General features: G+C 44.8%; 18 protein-coding genes and 5 pseudogenes. 8 read left to right on the top strand and 15 right to left on the bottom strand.

Translation table 11 applies throughout. From position 1 onward, the window contains the following. Window positions 1-169 precede the first annotated feature (169 nt). Window positions 170-781, bottom strand: coding sequence for a DUF1054 family protein (locus FC15_RS05990; protein WP_057824898.1), 612 nt, complete (start codon window positions 779-781; stop codon window positions 170-172). A gap of 110 nt (window positions 782-891) precedes the next feature. Here FC15_RS05990 and FC15_RS05995 point away from each other — a divergent pair, with 110 nt between their 5' ends. The 4 genes from FC15_RS05995 (at window position 892) to FC15_RS06010 (ending at window position 3989) form a co-directional block, all read left to right on the top strand. Continuing rightward, a complete protein-coding gene (locus FC15_RS05995; protein WP_057824900.1) occupies window positions 892-1356 on the top strand; it encodes a YueI family protein in 465 nt (154 codons plus the stop codon). Window positions 1357-1404: 48 nt separating this feature from the next. Beyond that, a complete protein-coding gene (locus FC15_RS06000; protein ID WP_057824902.1) occupies window positions 1405-2706 on the top strand; it encodes a replication-associated recombination protein A in 1302 nt (433 codons plus the stop codon). A 404-nt stretch (window positions 2707-3110) separates the two neighbouring features. Next, window positions 3111-3392, top strand: coding sequence for a hypothetical protein (locus FC15_RS06005; protein WP_057824903.1), 282 nt, complete (start codon window positions 3111-3113; stop codon window positions 3390-3392). A 96-nt stretch (window positions 3393-3488) separates the two neighbouring features. Beyond that, window positions 3489-3989 (top strand): universal stress protein, encoded by a 501-nt coding sequence (locus tag FC15_RS06010; RefSeq protein ID WP_057824905.1) that lies wholly within the window; start codon window positions 3489-3491, stop codon window positions 3987-3989. Window positions 3990-4099: 110 nt separating this feature from the next. Here FC15_RS06010 and FC15_RS06015 read toward each other — a convergent pair whose 3' ends face one another. The 11 genes and pseudogenes from FC15_RS06015 to FC15_RS06065 all read right to left on the bottom strand — a co-directional run bounded on the left by FC15_RS06015 (window position 4100) and on the right by FC15_RS06065 (window position 13792). After that, window positions 4100-4624 carry a GNAT family N-acetyltransferase gene (locus FC15_RS06015; RefSeq protein ID WP_146979149.1) on the bottom strand — a complete coding sequence of 175 codons (525 nt, stop codon included), beginning with the start codon at window positions 4622-4624 and terminating at the stop codon, window positions 4100-4102. A gap of 9 nt (window positions 4625-4633) precedes the next feature. Continuing rightward, window positions 4634-5284 carry an HAD family hydrolase gene (locus FC15_RS06020; RefSeq protein WP_146979150.1) on the bottom strand — a complete coding sequence of 217 codons (651 nt, stop codon included), beginning with the start codon at window positions 5282-5284 and terminating at the stop codon, window positions 4634-4636. Between the two features lie 21 nt (window positions 5285-5305). Continuing rightward, window positions 5306-6292 carry a DUF2785 domain-containing protein gene (locus tag FC15_RS06025; RefSeq protein WP_057824912.1) on the bottom strand — a complete coding sequence of 329 codons (987 nt, stop codon included), beginning with the start codon at window positions 6290-6292 and terminating at the stop codon, window positions 5306-5308. 18 nt (window positions 6293-6310) lie between these two features. After that, window positions 6311-6778 (bottom strand): flavodoxin domain-containing protein, encoded by a 468-nt coding sequence (locus FC15_RS06030; RefSeq protein WP_057824953.1) that lies wholly within the window; start codon window positions 6776-6778, stop codon window positions 6311-6313. A gap of 143 nt (window positions 6779-6921) precedes the next feature. Continuing rightward, window positions 6922-7893, bottom strand: coding sequence for an aliphatic sulfonate ABC transporter substrate-binding protein (locus tag FC15_RS06035; RefSeq protein ID WP_057824914.1), 972 nt, complete (start codon window positions 7891-7893; stop codon window positions 6922-6924). Then, window positions 7890-9433 (bottom strand): annotated as a pseudogene (locus FC15_RS06040) (AMP-binding protein). Before FC15_RS06040 ends, FC15_RS06035 begins: the two are co-directional and overlap by 4 nt. 82 nt (window positions 9434-9515) lie before the next feature. After that, window positions 9516-10763, bottom strand: a complete 1248-nt coding sequence (locus FC15_RS06045) for an acyltransferase (protein WP_083479121.1) — start codon at window positions 10761-10763, stop codon at window positions 9516-9518. Between the two features lie 73 nt (window positions 10764-10836). Then, window positions 10837-11583 carry an ABC transporter ATP-binding protein gene (locus FC15_RS06050; protein ID WP_057824954.1) on the bottom strand — a complete coding sequence of 249 codons (747 nt, stop codon included), beginning with the start codon at window positions 11581-11583 and terminating at the stop codon, window positions 10837-10839. A gap of 58 nt (window positions 11584-11641) precedes the next feature. Next, window positions 11642-12484 (bottom strand): annotated as a pseudogene (locus FC15_RS06055) (ABC transporter permease subunit). A 284-nt stretch (window positions 12485-12768) separates the two neighbouring features. Next, window positions 12769-13068, bottom strand: coding sequence for an AzlD domain-containing protein (locus FC15_RS06060; RefSeq protein ID WP_057824919.1), 300 nt, complete (start codon window positions 13066-13068; stop codon window positions 12769-12771). A 16-nt stretch (window positions 13069-13084) separates the two neighbouring features. Further along, a pseudogene (locus tag FC15_RS06065) lies at window positions 13085-13792 on the bottom strand (AzlC family ABC transporter permease). Window positions 13793-14033: 241 nt separating this feature from the next. Here FC15_RS06065 and FC15_RS06070 point away from each other — a divergent pair. Then, window positions 14034-14927 (top strand): SDR family oxidoreductase, encoded by an 894-nt coding sequence (locus FC15_RS06070; protein WP_057824921.1) that lies wholly within the window; start codon window positions 14034-14036, stop codon window positions 14925-14927. A gap of 843 nt (window positions 14928-15770) precedes the next feature. Here the strand turns inward: FC15_RS06070 and FC15_RS06075 are convergent. Then, window positions 15771-16679, bottom strand: coding sequence for a hypothetical protein (locus FC15_RS06075; RefSeq protein WP_083479122.1), 909 nt, complete (start codon window positions 16677-16679; stop codon window positions 15771-15773). 17 nt (window positions 16680-16696) lie between these two features. Between FC15_RS06075 and FC15_RS06080 the strand changes: the two are divergent. Beyond that, window positions 16697-17619 (top strand): annotated as a pseudogene (locus FC15_RS06080) (IS30 family transposase). Window positions 17620-17625: 6 nt separating this feature from the next. Here FC15_RS06080 and FC15_RS06085 read toward each other — a convergent pair. Next, the gene (locus tag FC15_RS06085) at window positions 17626-17820 is read right to left on the bottom strand and encodes a hypothetical protein (RefSeq protein WP_057824924.1); all 195 of its coding nucleotides are present in this window, start codon (window positions 17818-17820) and stop codon (window positions 17626-17628) included. A 187-nt stretch (window positions 17821-18007) separates the two neighbouring features. Beyond that, window positions 18008-18610: a WxL domain-containing protein gene (locus FC15_RS06090; RefSeq protein WP_235803351.1), complete on the bottom strand. Its 603-nt coding sequence runs from the start codon at window positions 18608-18610 to the stop codon at window positions 18008-18010. Between the two features lie 475 nt (window positions 18611-19085). Here FC15_RS06090 and FC15_RS06095 point away from each other — a divergent pair, with 475 nt between their 5' ends. Next, entirely contained in the window at window positions 19086-20708 is a 1623-nt protein-coding gene (locus FC15_RS06095; protein WP_057824925.1) for an ABC-F family ATP-binding cassette domain-containing protein, read from the top strand. A 109-nt stretch (window positions 20709-20817) separates the two neighbouring features. After that, window positions 20818-21260, top strand: a pseudogene (locus FC15_RS06100) (phage tail protein); the annotation flags it as partial. Between the last annotated feature and the right edge of the window lie 536 nt (window positions 21261-21796).

Here is a 21796-nt window from a genome sequence, read left to right on the forward strand (position 1 = left end):
AAAGGCAACAACTTTCCACGCAGTGGACTGATGGATCTGAAGGCAGATGTCAACCCGGCGAATAAACCTGCAGCCGGCCCCATAGCGAAGGCAACAACTTTCCACGCAGTGGACTGACGGGTCTGACAACTCGACAAACAGATATTGGACTGCCAGGTCTGAATGAAGATCACTTTTCAGCCTTCAAAGCTCCAACCACTTCCTGGTAAACCGGTGCGAGATCAATCACCTGATTATAAATCAGTTGCTCGATCAATTTAGGCTGCGCAAACCGCGAGTCATCACGCTTGATCCAAGTCCCCAGCAAGAAATCACTCTTCTGAACATTGCGATAACGATCGACCGCTTTTTCCCACGTTGCTTGAGAATAGACTTCCGACGCTGCACTAGTATGGTCCATAGAAATCTGAAAGGCTGGAATGATCTGCCAATCTTGCTGAGTCAACCAATCGACAACCACTTCTCGATTCGTCATCTCCGATAAACACGCGAAAGTAATAAATAACGTGTCGGGCCAAATGCCAACTTCAAAATGTGGCAACATTTTGTAACCGCGTGGAGACGCACTAAGCGCGAACCAGGTATCGACTGGTGGATTCTTGTGGCGTCTCAAGTGTTTCGCCACATGCAGATACATTTTCTGATCTAATTGTGGATGTAATAAATCAATCAAATTTTGACCCATCGTTTCAAAATCTGGATCGACATCGGTTTGAATTTTCTTCAGGCGCCCTGGCAATGTTGGGTCATTGAAGACACTGAAACTGTTTCTATCAATCATCGTAACCGTCCTCTTCTCAAACATGTTATACTGAAAATACGTTAAACACCAAGATTGGTGTAAGCGTTAACGAATCATTCTAATCATACCATATTCTCAGAGGTGAAAAAATGGCAACGCCACAAGATGTAAACGATCGTCTTACCAACGCAATGTATGGCTCTCCGCAAACGTTACCTGATCAACGCCGGCGCTTTCTTGGCTCTTTACGCGAGCGCACTGTGTTAGCCATTCGGGTGAAGGATCTCCAGAATTCACGCACGTTTGATCTGTTCAGTCGGCATCTCGATGACTTTACGGATCGTTCTGCGCTCGTCAACGGTAAGATTGACCACCAGTTGATGGGACCTTACCTCAAGCTGCTCGCTCAAAAAGGCTTTCCTTTTACCCTTGTCAATAAACCCGAGACACCAGACGATTCTGACAGCTATGCGCTCTTAATCGTGTCACGTGAAGCTGTTGATCAAGAGACAATCAATATTCTCGAGCTTTATCCACTCGCACAATCGAATCCGACAGAAACTAGTAAAAAGAAGCCTGAAAAAAAAGGCTGGTTCTCGAAACTTTTCCATTAACTTCGTGTGAGTTGATTTTAATGACTCGAATTCAAGGAGATTTTATTTTTGGTACAACCATTAGCTTGGCGGATGCGTCCGCAAAAGTTATCTGAAATCGTTGGCCAGCAACACCTCGTGGCTCCGGGCAAGATCATCGCTCGCATGGTCGCGGCTAGACAACTGTCATCGATGATCTTGTACGGTCCTCCGGGTATCGGCAAGACGAGCATTGCTAGCGCGATTGCCGGAAGTACGAAGTATGCGTTTAGAACATTGAATGCAGCAACCAACACCAAGAAAGATTTGCAGGCGGTCGCAGAAGAAGCTCGAATGAGTGGCACCGTTATTTTGTTACTGGATGAGATTCATCGCCTCGATAAAACCAAACAAGACTTTCTACTGCCATTGCTCGAAAGCGGTCGGATCATTCTGATTGGCGCAACGACCGAGAATCCTTATATGACGATTAACCCGGCTATTCGCAGCCGCACTCAGATCTTCGAAGTCTTCCCACTGAAGCCTGTGGAAATTAAAACGGCCTTGAAACGGTCATTGGCGGATACTGAAAATGGTCTTGGCAATTTGCCTATCGAGATCAGCGAAGAGACACTAGATTTCTTGTCTCAACGAACCAACGGCGATCTGCGTGCTGCCTTGAATGGCCTCGAGCTCGCTGCCAATTCCACCCCGCGTGTCGATGACAAGATTCAGCTGACTTTGCAAGATATTGAAGACTCGATTCAGAAGAAGAGTTTCTCCCATGATAAAAACGGTGATGCGCACTACGATGTGATCTCCGCTTTTCAAAAATCGATTCGTGGGAGTGATACCGACGCGGCACTCCACTATCTCGCCGAATTGATCGTGGCGGGCGATTTACCAAGTATTATGCGGCGATTGATGGTGATCGCATATGAAGATATTGGGCTTGCAAACCCAGCCGCTGCCGCAAGAACAGTCAGTGCGTGTCAAGCCGCCGAAAGATTGGGTTTGCCAGAAGCACGGATTCCATTAGCCAATGCGGTGATTGAACTCTGTCTCTCGCCTAAATCTGATTCAGCGATCAGCGCCGTTGATGCCGCGATCCAAGCCATCAACAACGGGAAGGCTGGCCGTGTTCCTGCACATTTGCAAGACGCCCATTATGCCGGTGCTAAGGAGTTACACCACGGCGACAATTATCAATTTCCACATGATGCGCAGAATGATTGGCTACCTCAACAATACTTGCCAGATATCGTGGCAAACGCACAATACTATCAACCTAAGCAAAACGGCAAATTCGAAACGGCATTTTCTGAGCAGTATCGCAAGTTGCGACAAGCCCAACAAAACGGGTTAAAGTCTTCAAAATCTAATCGAAAATAAATTAAGATTTGTGCTTTAAAGCGTTGCTCAAGGATGGGATTTTGCAGTTATTGTGCGGTGGGCATCAGATTCGCAAGCGCTTTATTAATTGCAATTTAGGCGTAAGAATGTTAGTCTTAATTATAGAAATTCTAAGGTGTTCGATTGATTCAAATTTATGTTGACCGATCAAGTAATCTGACATTTAGGCCATGGATTGTTGCGCGGTGTGCGAGTCATCCGACTCACCAGAACCAAACAGCTGCATGGCTCCTGCTTATCAACTAGCGGGCTCAACTAAACGAATCTACCACCGGCACCACTAGATTTTCTCAAAGTTAAATACTTTGTAGGGGGTCAGCCTAGACGCTGACCCCTTTGTTTTGGTCAATCATGACAGATTAATAATGATTAAGGAGCTCATCATGAACATCATCGTTCCCATTGCCGTTGCCATTTTTATCGGACTACTAATTATTCTCGCCGTCTACTTACTGACGCATCTCAATAAGTCCTTCCTCATCTTCAACCCGGCTGCCACACCGCGTCTGCGCGCCAGCATGATCATCACTAGCATCCTATTGTTAGTCACCTGCCTCGGTGGAATCCTGATCCTAATCTTTCTCCCTGCAAAAATGAATCTGATCACGTTAATTGTCGGCAGCATGGTGACTGCGGGATTCGCACTTGCGATCAATTTTAAATAGTACTTTCGCATTGCGTCTACAACCGAGATAGCTAAATTCATGCTTTTTCCACGGCAATGCTGTAAAATGAAGTTGAAATCGAAAGGGGCGGTATTTATGCTTCAACAATATAAAAAGATTCAAGTTGCAATCGACGGCTCACAAGAATCCGAGCTAGCCTTTAAAAAAGCAGTTGCGGTCGCTTTACGTAATCAAGCCGAATTATTATTAGTTCATGTCATCGATACACGTGCGTTCCAGAATGTTTCAAGCTTTGATTCAGCAATGGTTGAGGAAGTTTCCGAAACAGCGAAGAACAGTATGGCGTCCTATATCCAAACAGCCAAGGATGCTGGTCTGCAACATGTTAATTATTATATCGAATATGGTTCACCGAAGACGATTCTTGGACGTGACTTCCCTAAACGCGAGAATGTCGATCTGATCATGATCGGCGCAACCGGCTTAAATGCCGTTGAGCGCTTGTTGCTTGGTTCTGTTACCGAATTCGTCACACGCAATGCAACCTGTGACATTTTAGTCGTTCGAACTGACCTAGATAATCAGCCTGTGAACTTCAAGCAACTCGCTAAGGACAAGCAAACGAAAAATAATTAAGTCATCCTTCAGGTTTTAAAAAAAGACAAAGCAACGCCAATCAGAGTATCAATCCACTCTGACTGGCGTTGCTTTTTTGACTTCTGTAAGTTTGCAATCTAAAACTTCATTCAAACAAGTTTCTCATAGGCAACTCTTGGCGTACCGTCTGCCATCAAAACCGTGCCACAGAACGTAAAATCTTTTTTAGAGGCTAAGTGGCGCATCCCCGTGTTTAGTTCGTGGGTGTCAAATCGCAGAGATACCAATTTCAAGACCTGCGCCTGTTGCAGCGCAAATGCAAAAGCAGCCTGAGCGACACCTTGTCCGGCAACTGTACGAGTCACTGCAATCCGATGCATCACCAGATATTCAGACGTCGGCTGCACCCATTCGCCATCAATGTCACTGTAATTTGGATCTGGGCCGTGCAACAGTGTCATCATCAACACGACTTTTTGCGCACGCACCGCGACCCAAAGTGCCCGCTGCTTAATATCAGCCAGGAATGTTGCTTCGGTCGGATATGGCCCCTGCCATTGTGGAATCTCTCGGTCATGCAAAAACTGGCGTGCCTCTGCAACAATCGTCATCACCGTGGGCAGGTCTGCTTCTGTGGCTAAGCGAAAGGTGATTGAGGCTTTGTCATCTGTCATCGCATTCACCTACTTCCACCGCGCCAAAGCTGGCAGGAGCGCACTCAGATTAGCAAGATGCGCATCGGCAGCAGATTGATCCGTGGCAACGCGTGGATCTGAAACAGCAACGGCATAAGTATAGATGCCAGCTGTTTGCGCCGCCTCGATTCCCATCTGCGAGTCTTCGATGGCAACCGCCTCTTCCGGCCGAACCTTAAGTTGTGCCAGAGCGGTCAAATAAATACTAGGATCAGGCTTACTCTTGGGAAAATCCGCCCCGCTCAAAATCACCGCGAAGTCACCATTCAATCCCGTGTTCGTTAACATCTCATTAATTGTCGGACGTTCACTTGAACTCGCTAATGCTAATAGATAGCCTTGTTGACGTAGTGCCTCGATTGTCGATTTTGCATCCGCCATCAACGTCTGTCGGAAGTCTTGCGGATGCCGCGATTTGAAGTAGCGATAGCCCACCCGTAATTGCGCATATGCGGCGTCCGTTTTCCCCGGTAAGAGTTGTGGTAGAACGATTTTCATATTGCCACCGACCATCTCCTGCAAACGATCATCATCGACGTCGACGCCAATCAACTTGAAATAAGCCATTCGCTGTTGCAAATAATAGGGTTCGCTATCGATCAGCACCCCATCCATATCAAAAATTACTGCTTTAATCACATTGTCACCCAAAATCTTTGCCTAATATTCAGGCAGTTTTTTAATAAAGTCGACCAGAACTTGAGGAATGTCGGGCACCACCATCAAGTTCAAGAAGTAATGCGTGCGATTGTACCACTTCACCCAGAAATCAACCCCACTCACTCGCGGATCAGTGGGTGTGCGCTGTGGCCAAACTTGAAAAATCCGGACTAAATACTTCGCGTAAAAAGGTTCTTTCGTCGCCACTTCAAGGGTGGCATTGGCGATGCGCTGATCCTCCCCAAACGAGAATGATTGCGTCGATTGTTGGTAAGCTACCATCACACTGGTCATAAAGAATAGTTTCTGAGCGCGGGTTAATTGACTGTCCGCCATCGCAGACAAGACATTTCCCACGTGTGTGAAGGCGTGTGCCCAACCATAATTAGGCACATAGCCACGGGCATCTTGTTCCAATAAGATGTAGCACGCAATTTTTTCAATGACAGACCAATATTGTTCCCGTGTCAAAACTCGTCCGTGAATCTGATCGGCAACCAGAAAAACCGAGCACAATAAAACGGCCATTGAGCGACCAAAGACCGCATCGTTTTCAGGCTCGAGAATGTGATCATACAACACCTCGTCAGAAGTCAGATACTGCAGGGCCGGCCAGATTTGCTCATCCTGCAATAATCCTCGATTCATCAGACCACTGACCACAAAAAAGATACCACGATCACGAATGGCTTCATTCAGACTGCCGGAATTTTTGAGGAGTAGCATCAAAGTCTCATCGTCGACCTTGTTTTCATCTTCGTTTTCATCATTGATTAAATCAACTGAAACTTTTTTCAAGAGTGCTTGTAGATCCTCGACGGCGCCCTCGGTTCTTGGCACGACTTTGGTTCGACGCGCCGCATAGACCAGACTTAACTTGAGATCCGTCATCTGATCGGGTAACGTGTCAAACGCCTCACCCATTTCGAACGATTGATAAAGCCGATGAAGTTGATCACGCACTTCGTTAATTTTTGAAACTACCAAATTTATGACCTACTTTTTCTAAACTAATTGTTGTTGTTGAAACGCCATGAAATCGATCAATTGGCGACAAAAAGCATCCAAACGAGCGAGATCGGCGCGATCAGCATCTAAATTGATTTTCAAAACAGCCGTTGCTCGCAACGCACCTAAATGTGCTAATTGCTGATCCAGGTAATCCAAGGCGCGGCCAAAATGCTCGTGTTCGATTGAACTCGAGCCCGCCAACGCATAGACCTTGCCCGTGAGATCGAGTGTTTGTAAATCATCAAAGAAATCCAATGCTTCGTCAGGGACTTGTCCATCATGATAGGTGTAACTGACGACGATAAACGCATCATCTTCAAGCAACTTCTGCGAATCAAATTGGGAGATCTCATCCAATGTCGCTGGCTGACCCATCTTTGCAAGTTGTGCCTGCAGATATTCGGCAACTCGTTGATTGCGACCAGACATGCTGGCATAAACAATTCCAATTTTCTTGCTCATCACGAAACCTCCGTTCGTATTAACTAACTTGATTTTAACATAAACGAAGGCTTCACACTGCTTTGCAACCAAAAAATGATTGGACAGCACGTTGGTTGTGGTCAACCTCGTGTCACCCAATCATCTCATTCACTGCGTTGCTTTTAATTTCCAATTTTTGCAATGGCGTTCTTGATCGTGACCTGTTTCTTGATCAAGCCTTCTTCATAAAACAAATCAGCAACCGCTTGTTCTTCCTTGATTGTTGTCTGATTCATTGCAGTCATTGCATAAGTACGGCGCTCGACCATCCGTGTGACAATCTTCTTAGACAAATTCAACGACTTGCTCAACATCTTGACGAGTTTCGTTTGGTATTGATTGGCCCAAGCCATGTCATCCTGTAAATACTTAATCAATAATGCAGAAACTTCCTGGTTATTATTTGCGAAATCACGCGTCGACAACACATAGTCACGATTATTCGAAATACCATGATTGCCGGTGATCAACAAGGTTGCATTTTGGGTCAGCTCGGCGGTTGAGGCCATCGGATCCCAAGTCGCCCAAGCATCCACTTTACCTTTATTAAATGCCACGCTAGCCGCGGCGTTATCAAGGTTGACCCAAGTAATATCACTCGATTTCATTCCAGCTTTTTTTAACGCGCTAAGTAAAAGATAGTTCGAACTCGTCCCCTTCGTATAGGCAACACGCTTGCCTTTTAAGTCCTGGATAGATTTGATTGACGATGCCTTTTTAACTAAAACACCAGAGCCATTCGATTTAGTCGAACCAGCGGCTACAAATACGAAGTCGGCTCCGGCAGCGAGATTAACCACACCGGGTGTGTCACCGAGTCGGGCGTAATCGATACTACCAGATTTCAGCGCTTGTAATTCGACGGTTCCATTTAGAAACTCTTTCCAGACAATTTTGTAGCCTTTTGCCATCATCTGTTTAGCAAACACACCACGTTGACGGGCAATGTCAAACGGATCTGCCTTCTGGTAGCCGAGTGTGATAGTGGTTAACGATGTTTTTTCGCCATTCACCTCTCGATATCCGAAGAAGGCAACGATGGTCCAAGCGAGCAATAATAACCCTAGGCTGAGTTTGCGCCATTTCTGTTTCATCGTGCTTCACCACTGGCTTGCTGCATCAGTTGTTCACGTAATTTTGAGCGAATCACTTTGCCGGTGGCATTCAGCAGAAATTCCGATACGAAATACACTTGGGTCAGCTGCTGAAACTTCGCTAATTTTTTGGCGGCAAACACATGCAATTGCTCGCGTTCAAATTCAAAATTATGCGTTCGGCCCTTGTTAGGAATGATGACTGCTGTCACTGACTCGCCATATATCTCATCTGGCAAACCGATCACGGCAACTTGACCGACAAAATCTAATTGGTTCAAGACATTTTCTACTTCAGCTGAGGCAACCTTCTCACCCCCACGACTAATCATTTCTTTGAGACGACCTTTAATAAATAAATAGCTGTCTTCATCAAAATAACCAAGGTCACCTGTCATAAACCAACCTTCATGAAACGGTTCTTGATGAGTATCAAGATAATCCGAAATCACATGGTTCCCACGTACGGCAATTTCACCGATGCGATTTGGCATCTGAGTCAATTTCCCATCTACCAAAAAAGCGAGCTCGGTTTGGTATGGTCGCCCAGCGAACCAATCTTGGCTGCAGTGAACAGATTAATAGTGCACTGGCTCGCCGTCTCCGTCATCCCATAACCTTCTAAAATCTGTGTGTGAAATCGACGTTCAAAGGCTCGGAACTTATCCTCTGGTAAAGCAAAAGATGAACTTCGCACAAAGCGTAACTTTAATCGGTCCTAATGCTGCAAATATTGTCGATTAGCTTCTTGATTCAGCAGCAAAATCGTGATAATTGTCGGAACAACTGAGGACCACGTCACCTGGTTGTCAGCCACTTGTTGCCAGAAATGGCTCGCACTAAACTTCGGTGCCACCACGATTCGACCACCTGCTAAACGCATCGCAAGAACCGACATGACTTGCGCATTAATATGAAACATTGGCATCGTGATCAAAGTGGTATCTGTGGCGGTCATCGCCTGACTTTCCATGTCGGCTACTGCTGCGTTGTACAACAATTCGTGAGTCAAACCAACACGTTTCGGCTTACCGGTCGTACCAGACGTATTCAAAATCAATACCAAATCTTGCTCGCGAATTGTGCCTGTAGGCGAGCTAGACCGAGCCGCTGTTTGATGGGTGTCAACGACTAACGATAATCCAGCCGCACTGATCAAGTTTAAGTCAACGGTCCGCAATGGCAACATTGTGGCAATCGATTCAGCCAACGAATGCGTGGTGATAATCGCCACGTAGTTTTGTGCCTGCCATTCCACAATCAGTTGATCTAATGGTGTGGTTGCAGAGACAGGGTGCACGGCAGCGCCGAGGCGCCAAAACGCCTGCATCAATTCTGGATAAGCAACCGAATTATCTAAACAAATCAAAACTTGATCTTGATAACCAATCTTTGTTGCTTGAAGTAAGGTGAGTAATTGCGTGACATCGCGATGAAATTCATGTCGAGTCACCCAGTTATCACTCTCAACTGATTTGATGAGTGGCAATTCCCAATCTTCTACGAGTTTTTCACTTAAAGCAGTTGTTAATTTGGTCATACTGAATCCCCTTTTCTAATTATTCGTATTTTTGATCATTGATAATGTCATTTTTAATCACGTCATTCTGTGAAAAAATTAGTCACGAAATGCGTGTGGCTTCTTTGAATAAATGGCGTTTGATTCTTGGCTTCAAACGCGCTGGTTGTGGTCGCCCAATCAGAACGCCTAAAGGCCAGATCTGGTAACAACCCCATGAAATTAAGAACGAGTCCCCAAGAACGAAGGCATATCCAATCGGAAACAGCAACAATAAAACCCAAGCTGGTAACTGATTCAGCTGACCGAGAATACCACGAAGTAACATCAATGGAATCGTCTGAGAAAGATAAATACCAAACGATATTTTCGAGCCCAATTTGATCAACCGATCAATTGCCGGATTTAATTGCGTTTCTCGGCGCGCCGCGTAGCTTAAACCAATTAAGAAAACTACGCCAATCATCGTCAAAGCATAAATCATCAAATAGGGTTGATGGACAATCTCTGTACTTGCAAAACTTAATTTAAGAACATTTTGGTTGAAGAAATATAATCCTACCGTACCCAATGCCAACCCGGCTGCCATCCACCGAATTTGTTTGGCCCATTTTTTTAAAAATCTCACCACTTCTGCATAATGAATCGCGGCATAAGCGCCGACCACGAAGTAGGCTTGATAAACAAAAATGTTCATGCCATATGCCCTGAACCAATATGGCCAATCGCTTCGATCTAGATGGGGCAGACCATATTTGATTCCCACCAGCAATCCAAACTGAACCAGTAAACTAATGGCTAGAATCAACAAATGATGGCGTTCAAATCGTCGAAAAATTTTCACTAATACTGGAAAAATCAAATAGAGCTGGAAAATTACGAACACATAATATAAATAAAAACTGCTACCATGACTAATATTAGTGAGTAAGTTCTGCCAGTAGTGACCACCACTAAAAAGTGTCTCCGCGAAAAAATCAGTCAAAGCCAGTAACAAGATATTCCAGGCCAAATATGGAATGCCAACGCTTGTATACCGTTTTTTCCAAAATTGCCACCAATTTGGCTGTTCACAGTGGTAATAATTCAAGAAAAGAACTAAGCCGGTCATAAACATAAAACCCATTCGTGTAAAATGCAGCATCAAGTGACTCGTATGCAGAAACAATTGGCTCCAAGAACCTGCTCTCATGTTTTGTGCAAAGGCGGAAGTCGTGTGATTCATTAACACGCCAAAGATAAAAATATTGCGCATCAGATCCACTTCATGAAGATACGGTCGCTTGTGTTTACTAATTTTGGCCATGCTCGACTGGTTCGCTGTTGCCAACACTGATGTTGCTGTACGCATGATTGGTTCAGTCTAAGTGAGTGTGTCTGTCATCATCTAACCTTCTTCACAATTTTTTAGTCTCAACTCAACGTCAATCTTCATTCGTCGAGCGTGTTTGCTTCTGGTCGGCCTCATCCATGATTTCACGTAAGACGCGATCCGCTACGATTCCAACGGTTGCAGGATCCCGTCGATCAAAACCGGCTGCTTCATATAAGTTGGTCTGCTGTTTCATGACGATAATTCGATCTGACATTCGTGCTGCCTCTTCAACATCGTGAGTGACCAAAATTGTTGTCAGATTTTGCTCACGACAGACCTGAAGAATCAGGTCCTGCATTTTACGTCTAGTCAGCGCATCTAAAGCACCTAAAGGTTCATCAAGCAGTAAGAGTTGCGGTTCTGCCATTAACGCTCTTGCAAGCGCTACACGCTGCTTTTGACCACCTGATAATTCGGCAGGATACCGACTTGCAAAGTCTGACAGGCCGACTAATGTGAGGAGTTTTGCCGCACGCGTTTGCACATCTGCTTGATGTCGACGAAACGTCACGTTCGCCATGACGTCTAACCATGGCAAAAGTCGGTCATTCTGAAACATGACTCGAATAATCGGTCGTTCGACATTAAAATCAAGTTCGCCGGTAGTTGGTGTTTCTAAACCGGCAATTAATCGTAATAACGTACTTTTACCGCCGCCACTCATCCCTACTAATGCAACAAATTGACCGCGTTGAATTTCAAGATTCACATTTTGTAGCGCAATTTGATGACCATAACGTTTACCCAAGTTTCTGGCAGTCAGTAATGTGATCGACTCAAGATTACTTGGAGTCATTACCGCAGTTTCGTTTTTGTGAGTTGACTCAAACGATGCTGACTTTGAATCTATTGAATCAATCATGTTGTACAACTCCTTTCGCAGTTTGCCATGTCAACACGAGACGCTCGATGTTTTTAGCAATCAGATCAGATAATTTCCCCAACAACGCGTAAATGACGATGCAGCAAATGATCGTCTTCATGTCCATAAAATCTTCAGCGTTCGTTGACATATAACCGATACCGGAATCTGAGGCAATCGTTTCGGCGACAATTAGAGTGGTCCACATCACGCCCAATGCATAACGCACGCCCATCAAGATGGTCGGCAAGGCCCCGGGAAAAATGATTTTGGCGAACAACTCTCGCTTACTCAACCCATAAGATCGTCCCATCTCAACCAGTTCTGGGTCTACGGATCGGATGCCATGATACGTATTAATATAAACCGGAAACAGAACTCCAACCGCAACGAGCGAAATCTTGGCCCACTCCCCAATTCCTAACGCAATAATCACTAAAGGAATTAAAGAAAGATGGGGCACATTTCGAAACATTTGAATCGAACTGTCCAATAATTCCCGACGCCAACGCGAACTGCCATTGAGAAATCCAAGTATGAATCCCAGACTACCCCCAACTAAAAAGCCAATAGTCGCACGATACAGGCTGATACTAATATTTCTGGGTAGTGTCCCATCTTGAGTTAGCTTAATAGCATCCTGAAGTACGGCTAATGGCGCCGGTAAGGTGTTGCTCGACAAGATGCCGAAGCTACTAGCCGCCTGTTAGACCAAAACTAAGGTGATAGGAATTACCCAAGGTAAAATTTGATGACGGTTAAATTTTAGGTGCTTTCTTTTTAAAATCATGGTCGGTTTAGGTTGATCAGATAAAGCTGTCACTGTATTTTCCATTTAAAACCACTCCATTCATCTTTATCAACTTAATATTCATCTTTATCATGGCTATTTACCCCATCCTAGTCTTTTGGATAAAGCTTTGTTCAATTTGATGGTTCTAAGTTTAGACGTCATTCACGACTATTTATGGGTAAACTTCTGAATAAAAATCCAATAATATTTGAAGATTTGACGTGTTATCTTGAAAAAAGGACAAAAAAAGAGTGATCATCTCAGACCACTTCTAACGAATTCATTCAATTAATCCATCTCATGTTGTCGAACGATTGCTTCATTTTTTACCAGCCGAGCAATCGTAATCCTGCCAGTGAAAGCAATCCGACCAGGACGATAACCAGTAAATTCTTCGAGATAATCGCAGCCAGCACCGTTGGCAATGACGCCAACAAATTATTGACGTTCAATGTGGGCAATTGGCCCAAATGAGGGGTGAATAAATTACTGAACCACAGTGCCGACATGATCACGACTGGAACGAAGCTCAAATATTCGATGACTGCTTTTGAAAGGCTGAATCGCTTCAATAAGACAAAAGGCAAAATACGAGATAACCAGGTCACTACGCCACAGCCGACGATGGTGAGTAAAACGAATTTAAAAGAAGGCCTGCTTAATCACCACCCCTAGACCACAACCCACAATGATCACAACTAACACTAAGATTTGACTCGGAATAAAAAATTGCACCAACGTAAAAAAGCGCCAGTGTGATGAGCACCATCAGAATTTGCAGCAAAGGTGGTACGACCGATCGCTTGCAATTTGTAAATATAGCAAGCCAATAAACATTGCCACAATCGCGAAATCCAAGCCAAACTTTTGCGGATCTGGAATGAAGTTACCTAACAACGCCCCAATCCACGAGGAAATCATCCAAGTTAAATAAGCCAACACATTGGCCGTGTTAAACCAGGCAAAATTGAGTTGATGCCCGGTGAAATTCAGTTTGTTCATGCCTAACACGAAGCTTTCGTCAGTTAATAACGTGCCGATCAAAACGTTTTTGGCTAAGCGTTCTTTCTTAAAGTATGGGGCTAAGGTCGTGCTCAATAAAATCATTCTGGCATTGACCAGAAAAGTCGCGAAAACAATCGACAAGATTGGGCTGCCAACAGCCAACATTGAAACCGTCACAAATTGGGCCGATCCAGCATAAATAATGATCGACATCAATAAGACGATTAGTGGACTGAAGCCCGTGTCGCGCCCAACAATTCCAAAAGTCAAGCCTAACCCGATATAGCCGAAAGCAGTCGGCAATGTTTCTTTGAATGCAGTTAATGCATCAAGTTTATGATCCAAATCAAAAATCCCTTTGCGATGAAATGAATTGCGGATTTTAAACACCCAAAATAACTTTTTGGTGACTAGTGCTTACGCGTATTCTAATGATCTTTTCGGCATTCGTCAATCGCCATTCGAGTCAGCCACAAAACAGTTGCACGCCAAAGGTATCGGTGCGAATTTCGTGACTTGTTTTCAGGCGGTTAGATATAATGACCTTAGATTCACAACATCACCGGACAATCAGAGGAGGAAAATTATGACTGAACCAAACTTGATCGATCCACGGACGTTGTATCACAACGACAAATTTCCACAGCAGGAACAGGACACCCCTGCCTTACAACAAAAGATGCAGCCTAAACCAGATTGTGGTGAAGAGAGTTATCGGGGTCACGACCGACTGCTCAATCGACGCGTGCTAATTACCGGTGGCGATTCCGGGATTGGCCGTGCTGTTGCCATTGCGTTCGCGCGAGAAGGGGCTGATATTGCCCTGCAGTTTTTCCCGGGTGAAGAAGCGGACGCGCAAGAGGTTGCCGCATTAATTGAAGATGCAGGTCGGCGTGTCATTTTGCTCCCGTTTGATTTGCGAGATGCCGCGGCACCAAAAGAAATTATTTCGCAGACTTTGACTGGCCTCGGTGGTCTGGATACCCTCGTACTCAACGCCGCGCAACAAATCTCCGAGGTTTCACTAGCAGACACGCCGCTCGTCCAAATCCACGATACGTTTAAGGTCAATATCCTATCGATGTTCGCACTTGTTCAGGCCGCACTGCCACGCCTTCAACCCGGAAGTGCCATTCTGACAACCACTTCTGTACAGGCTTTCGATCCTAGCGCCCATTTGCTAGATTATGCTGCGACCAAGGCCGCTATCGCCAATTTCACCGTCGGGCTGGCGAAACAGCTTGCCGAAAAAGGTATCCGCGTTAATGGTGTTGCACCAGGACCAATCTGGACGCCGCTCCAATTGGACCACGGTCAACAGCCTGGTGCTTTGCCAGAATTTGGTCAGGAATCGCTACTTGGTCGCGCCGGACAACCCGCCGAGCTTGCACCAGTTTATGTGTTCTTGGCTTCGAATGAAGCTAGCTATGTCACTGCGCAGATTTATGGTGTGACTGGTGGCGAAGCCATTAATTTATAGTGGCTTCTGTCTGCTCTTCAGACCCGTCAGTCCACTGCGTGGAAAGTTGTTGTCTTCGCTGTGGGGCCGGCTGCAGATTTATTCGGATCGTGCTTCGCACTCGGCGAATAAATCTTCCGCCTTAAACATTAGCCTTCGCAAACGTGTTCCAATTTTAGGCTGGAGCCATTTTTACCGCAAGCGAAGCGCGCGACAAAAAGGCGGAAGCCGGCCCCACAGCAAGAACGACCATCTTCCGTAGCAACTTCGGTAAATAGAGGCAAAAAATAAAGTACAAAGAAAAAATTCGATTTCCTCAATTTGTCATTCTAGACATACGACTAATACAAATATTCACGCCAAAATACTTGCACATTTCAAGCGAAATAAGCAAGTTTTTGGCGTGAATTTGAATATTTATCGTATCTAAATTTTGCTATTTGACGCAATCACGATTTTAAAGTGTGATCATTATTTTTCGTTCGACGAAATAGGCGGCCCGCAAATCTTGCCCAATTGTCTATAGTTACCGACCAAACTAGAAGTTGCGGAAGACAATGAGCATGATTGCAGTGACAGTGGTGTTAGCGACAAGAGCGTGAAGCAAGGCGGTTTGCAGTTGAGCATTAACGATAATTTCTGAATGATTCGTTTACGAATCGTTTAGAAATTGTTGTTAAGCGCAGACTGCTGCCTTGCGTAACGCGTTTCAAAAAGAGCTGCAGCCGGCCCCACAGGCTAGCATGCCCATTGTCTGCAGAAACTTCGGTTCAACGCATACCACAGCAAGAATAACCATTTTCCGTAGCAACTTCGGGCTGCACGTTCCGCAGCAACTTCGACAGTCAACAACGCGTCAAGCCTTTATTCAAACTTTGGTTGGACACTTGCAACTTTCTTCAGATAAGTGGCTTTCAAAAACGCATTCAATGCTGGGTAATCAAATTCAAATTCGATGCCAAAGAAAACGAACGTGGGCGTCCTCTCTGACTCCTCGGGCTCGAGCCGTTGATTCGTCACGATTACGTCGCAATCTTCATCGCGATCATAGACACTGATTTCGTAAGGAAAGGTGTTGTCGAGATGCCGTTTAACATCTTCGATAACGACTTGTGCCATGAAATCTTCGAATGAAAAATCGCAGGCGATTCTCAAGTGAACATCCAGGCTTTGATAGAGTAAGTGCATCACCACGGCATAACGGCCCATCAACTCATTCCAGACAGTTTCGTTGCCATCGCGTTCTAGCCCTAACAATTGAAACGCCCGCACGACTAACGCGCCACAAAACTGATTAAACTTTTGATCGGGCAAGAATTCATGGTCTGCTTGCCATAATTGTTCGTTAAACCGTTGTGCGAATTGATCCAGCTGATAAACGCTGAAGGAGTCACGGAAATAGACCAAGCAGAAATGTGTCCTAGTCAGTGATAAGCCAATGCGGTGAATAAGATGGTTTTTAACATCAAAATCACCGTAAGCTTGTTCTAAACGGCCACCAATTTCTCGATTCAGCTGATTAACGCACTCATCGTGTTCGCCAGCAAAAGTAACCACTTCCGACGTCAACTCACTGTTAACGTTGAAGCAATAATTTCCGAGTAACATTAGTAGCAGCATTTTCGATTCGGCTGCCGTCCAGGCCAAACCATCTTGTAACATTTCCGTACGCAATCGTTTAATACACCATGGCAGATTGTAAAATTTAAGTTGAACATTTAAGTGAACAGAAAAACCCATCAAGGTCTTTAATGGTGTTACCACACAATCCATTAGAAAGAAGGACCTTGATGAGCACCACTATTTTATCATTCCAGAACCGTGTTGTCATTGAAACGCTTCATAATGAAGGACGTTCCTTGCGATACATCGCTAACTACTTAGGCTTTAGTAAGACCACCATCTTTAACGAACTTCACCAGCTAAATAGTGAGTACCAGGCTGGGCTAGCGCAAACTGACTTTGAACGAAAGGTTAGTCAACGGGGCGGAAGTCTTCGCTCACTAAAAACCTTAAATACTTGATCGAGGAAAAGATTCAAGTCCAGAAGTGGTCCCCTGAACAAGTTGCCCATGTGGTGGGGATTGCCTACAAGACGGTCTATAACTGGATTTATCAAGGATGGCTTGATATACAGTTGCCCGATTTGCCTGATCATGGAATTCGTCGTCATCGTGCTAAAGAAAAGCGTGGTACGTTCAATCACGGACGCTCCATTAAGGAGCGTCCTCATAAAGTCGAAACTCGCCAGGAATTCGGCCACTTTGAAGCTGATACCGTACTTTCTGGTAAACGTAAAGGTCAAGCTGTGGCTACTTTTGTGGAGCGTAAGAGTCGCCTGACAATTGTTAAACGGCTCCATGGTCGCGACAGTCAGTCCATGACTCAAGCCGTACTTGAACTAGCTAGTCAACTTCAAGACAAGCTCAAGACGCTTACCGTAGATCATGGTAAAGAGTTCGCTAACTATCAGACAATTGAACGGCGAACTGGTACACAGGTTTATTTTGCCCATGCCTATTCACCGCATGAAAGAGGCAGTAATGAGAACCGTAACCGAGTTTTGCGGCGCTTTACTCCCAAAGGCCAAGCCATTGAAGAACTAAGTGATCACCAATTGGTTCAAATTAATTGGTATTTGAATTCACGGCCACTTAAATGTCTTAATTGGCATACACCAATCGAGATCTTCTTGCTTAATTTACGTCATTAAATTCTTTCAAGTTATTTCTTGCAATCTGCCTAATAGATTAAAGTATCCCAATGACGAGCCGAGTTGATTAGTTGGTAGAACGGCTTTAACTGAAAAGTCTCCAGTTTGTGCCGCTGCGGCAACTGGTTGAGATTGTACCGCAACAACCATTAAACCAACGAATGCAACGAGTCCGATTAAAAAAAGCTTAATTATTCTCATGAAGCTCCCCCTAAATCTGATAAAAAACAAGGAGAGCCAGCTTGGCCCTCCTTGCTTTGAATAATTATGCTTGTGGAGTTGCATTAAGTGACCAGGTCAAGTCTGCCGTAAAATCACCAACAGCAGGTGTTGGAACGGACAAGCTAACGTTTGCTGGTGCATAGACATCAAGCCAAGTGCCGATACCTTATCCAACACTTGCACCGAAGATTGCTGTTGCACTGGAAGCTGAGCTTAAACCATTAACAGCTAATGAAGTTGGTGCGGATTGTGTTGAGGCACTTTCTGAACCTGCTTTAACGGTCCCAGTAGCAAAGCTCAATTTAGTCCCTGCTAAACTCTGTGACCCATTACTGAAGTCTGTGACTGCGACGGTCACTGTCCAACCCTGTGCTTTATTGTCAGCATTTACACCACGGCGGTCTGAAACTTGCAGATAAGGATGCGGATTAGCCGTACTATCAAGTGTGTAAGTTGATCCAGCCTGTTCCCCAATCACGTGCTGTCCAAATGACAGGTATGGTGCTGTATCGAGAGTTAAAGCCCCGGTATTACCAGTTGGCTTATTCATATCATCATTGGGATTCTTATTCTGTGTCCCGTCTGGATTCAATGGTGTCGTTGGATCTAATGGATCAACCGCATCCGTCGGTAAACTAAAATTAATAATTCCTTGAGTTTTGGCTGTTGATGGTACGCCATCAACAGCGGCATTGACAGTCGCGCTACCAATGCTACCACCTAAAACAAGTGCAGAAACTAATGCAGCAAATACTAAATTCTTTTTCATAATATGCTCCCCCCTAGTTTATGTGCGAGTGAGCGGCTCGCAAAATGATAACCAACGTTATCGTGTGAATAAAGTAATAGGTCTAGATGTTCACGTTTAGCATGTCCATCTAGTTGAAAACGTAAAACCTAAAAATACAGTTCGTTATTCAAGCTTCTCCTGAATAACGACCACAATAGATTTCATGTTGAGATCGTCACCCCCTAATTTATTTTACGAGATTATTATAACGAATAAAGTTATGGTTTGTATGCCGAAAGCGTTATCAAAAAACGTCAACTTTTGACCTCTCGCGGTCAAAAAGTGATAGGCGTCGCTGCTTTTTTGATAGAAATCCACTTTTGACATCATTTAGCTTGGTGAATTGAGCGTCATCTGCTAAACTTAACACTATCTGTAGAATATCGGCGGTCAGTCTTGACACGCTGCAATCACGCAATTTGCGTTCAACTATAATTTAGAATGAGGTATCGAATTGTTAACGGTTAATAATGTTTCCATGGTTTTCGGCGATCACAAGCTTTATGAAGACGTCAATCTGAAGTTCACACCGGAGAATTGCTACGGTATTATTGGTGCAAATGGTGCGGGTAAGTCCACTTTTCTTAAAATTCTCGAAGGCAAATTAGCCCCGACGACTGGACAAGTCTCGATGGGACCGAATGAACGAATGAGCAGTCTGAAGCAGGACCACTATGCTTTCGACGATCAGACGGTCATCAACACTGTCTTGCAAGGTCACGAACGGTTATACGCCATTATGGCAGAAAAAGATGCCCTCTATGCTAAAGCCGATTTTTCTGAGGCAGACGGAATCAAAGCCGCCGAGTTAGAGAGCGAATTTGCCGAGATGGACGGCTGGAGTGCTGAGAGTGATGCCAGCCAACTGCTCCAATCCTTAGGCATTCCTGAATCGGCTCACGAAAGCTTGATGAAGGACTTACCAGAACGCGATAAGATCAAGGTTCTGCTCGCGCAAGCCTTATTCGGTAAGCCAGATGTGCTCTTGCTTGATGAGCCTACCAATGGTCTGGATCCAATGACAATCAAGTGGCTCGAAGATTTCCTAGCTGATTATGAAAACACCGTGCTCGTCGTCAGTCATGACCGCCACTTCCTTAATGCGGTCTGCACACACATTTGCGACGTCGACTTTGGTGCTATCGAGCTCTTCGTCGGCAATTATGACTTCTGGATCCAGAGTTCCCAGCTCGCCCAACAATTGCGTTCTCAGGCGAATGCTAAAAAAGAAGAGCAGATCAAACAACTGCAAGAATTCGTTGCTCGCTTTTCTGCTAACGCGTCAAAATCTAAGCAAGCAACCTCACGTAAGAAACAACTTGAAAAGATCACGCTGGATGACATCAAGCCTAGCTCACGGAAATATCCGTTCATCAAATTCACACCTGAACGCGAATTAGGCAAGGATTTATTACGGGTCGACAACGTCAGCAAAACCGTCGATGGTAAGAAACTGCTCGATAACGTCAGCTTTACCGTGACCCCCGGTGATAAAACCGCGTTAATTTCTCGCTCAGACGTCACGACAAGTCTCTTGATGCAAATCATTGCCGGTGAAGTTAAACCCGACACAGGCACTGTCACGTGGGGTGTCACAACGAATCCTGCCTACATGCCAAAAGATTTGACCCCGATTTTTGGCGATTCAGATTTAAGCATTCTAGAATGGCTGCGTCAATTCGCCAGCAAGGAAGAAAGTGACAATACCTTCTTGCGTGGATTCTTGGGGCAAATGCTCTTCAGTGGCGACGAAGTCTTAAAACCTGTCAATGTCCTTTCTGGTGGTGAGAAAGTTCGTAGCTACCTCTCTAAGTTGATGTTGAGTAAAGCTAACGTCTTACAACTCGATGACCCAACCAACCATCTCGATTTGGAAAGCATTACCAGCTTAAACGACGCGTTGATTGGATTCCCAGGTTCAATCATCTTTACGAGTCATGATCATCAATTTATTCAGACCATCGCCAACCACATCATTGAAGTGGGACCTAAAGGAATTGTTGATCGTGCTGACATGGATTATGACGGCTTCCTAGCACACGAAGTTGCTCAAAATCAGGTCGCTGAAATTTATTAATCTGATAAATTGACATCTAGGTTATCCCCGTTTAAACTGACACTGGTCTTAACCGAATTGCTTGTCGAAAAGGAGTGTTCTCATGTCCCAAGTCGTTAATTTTAAATAAGTTTCTACTGAAGGCCTCGAAAGTTCGCCAGTCGCTGAAAGTCTAGCCGGTTTACGCGCCAATGAAGCCCGCTATTTCATGAACAATACAAGCACGAATTCACCGTTGTCCCTGCCAGTGAAAGTCAAGATGTGATTGATTTCGTCAATGCCCTATTGAAGCAAGAACGAGATCTCGCACTTTCTGCAAAACCACTAGAGACTTCCCATTTTCAAGTTGATAACATCGAGTTTGCTTATGTCATCTATGAAGATGGCTCAATTTTAAACGTGATGTACGCCTTGGAGGACGGTGGAAAACGTGCCGTTGGGTTCAAGTTGTCTAAAGGGATGCCAATTCCTGCTGAGTTAGAGGGGAAATTCAAATTTGCCCATCAAAAAGCGAAATTGGCGGGCACGATTCGCGGTTCGTATTTCGTGATCAAGGGTGAATATGGTAATTAGTTAATCTATGTATGATGAGACGTCCGAACTTTGGGTGTCTTTTTTTTTTGATTTGCTTGTTTGCTTTCAGACCCGTCAGTCCTCTGCGTGGAAAGTTGTTGCCTTCGCTATGGGGCCGGCTGCAGGTTTATTCGGCTCGTGCTTCGCACTCGGCGAATAAATCTTCCGCCTTCGATTTGAGATTCTGCAGCGCAGAAGCTCAAATACGACCCTGCAGTAAGTTTGCGAAAGCATGCTTTCGCAAACAACTGCATTTCACAGCACGTCAACAACTTTCCACTCCGTTCCCTGACTCAGATGTGAAGGAAGAACTGTGGTTTTGAAATTAAGAAGTAGAAATTAGCATAGATTACTGAATCTGTTATTCAATGGTTCAAACTAAACTAGAAGTTGCGAAGGAAAATGGTTGTGATGCTGTGAAAGTTTTGTTAGACCGCGAGAGCGTGAGGCAAGGCGGTTAGCAGTTGAGCATTAACGATGATTTCTGAATGATTCGTTTACGAATCGTTTAGAAATCGTTGTTAAGCGCAGACTGC

Origin of the sequence: Lapidilactobacillus concavus DSM 17758, assembly GCF_001435835.1 — a bacterium.
GTDB classification, from domain to species: Bacteria; Bacillota; Bacilli; order Lactobacillales; family Lactobacillaceae; genus Lapidilactobacillus; species Lapidilactobacillus concavus.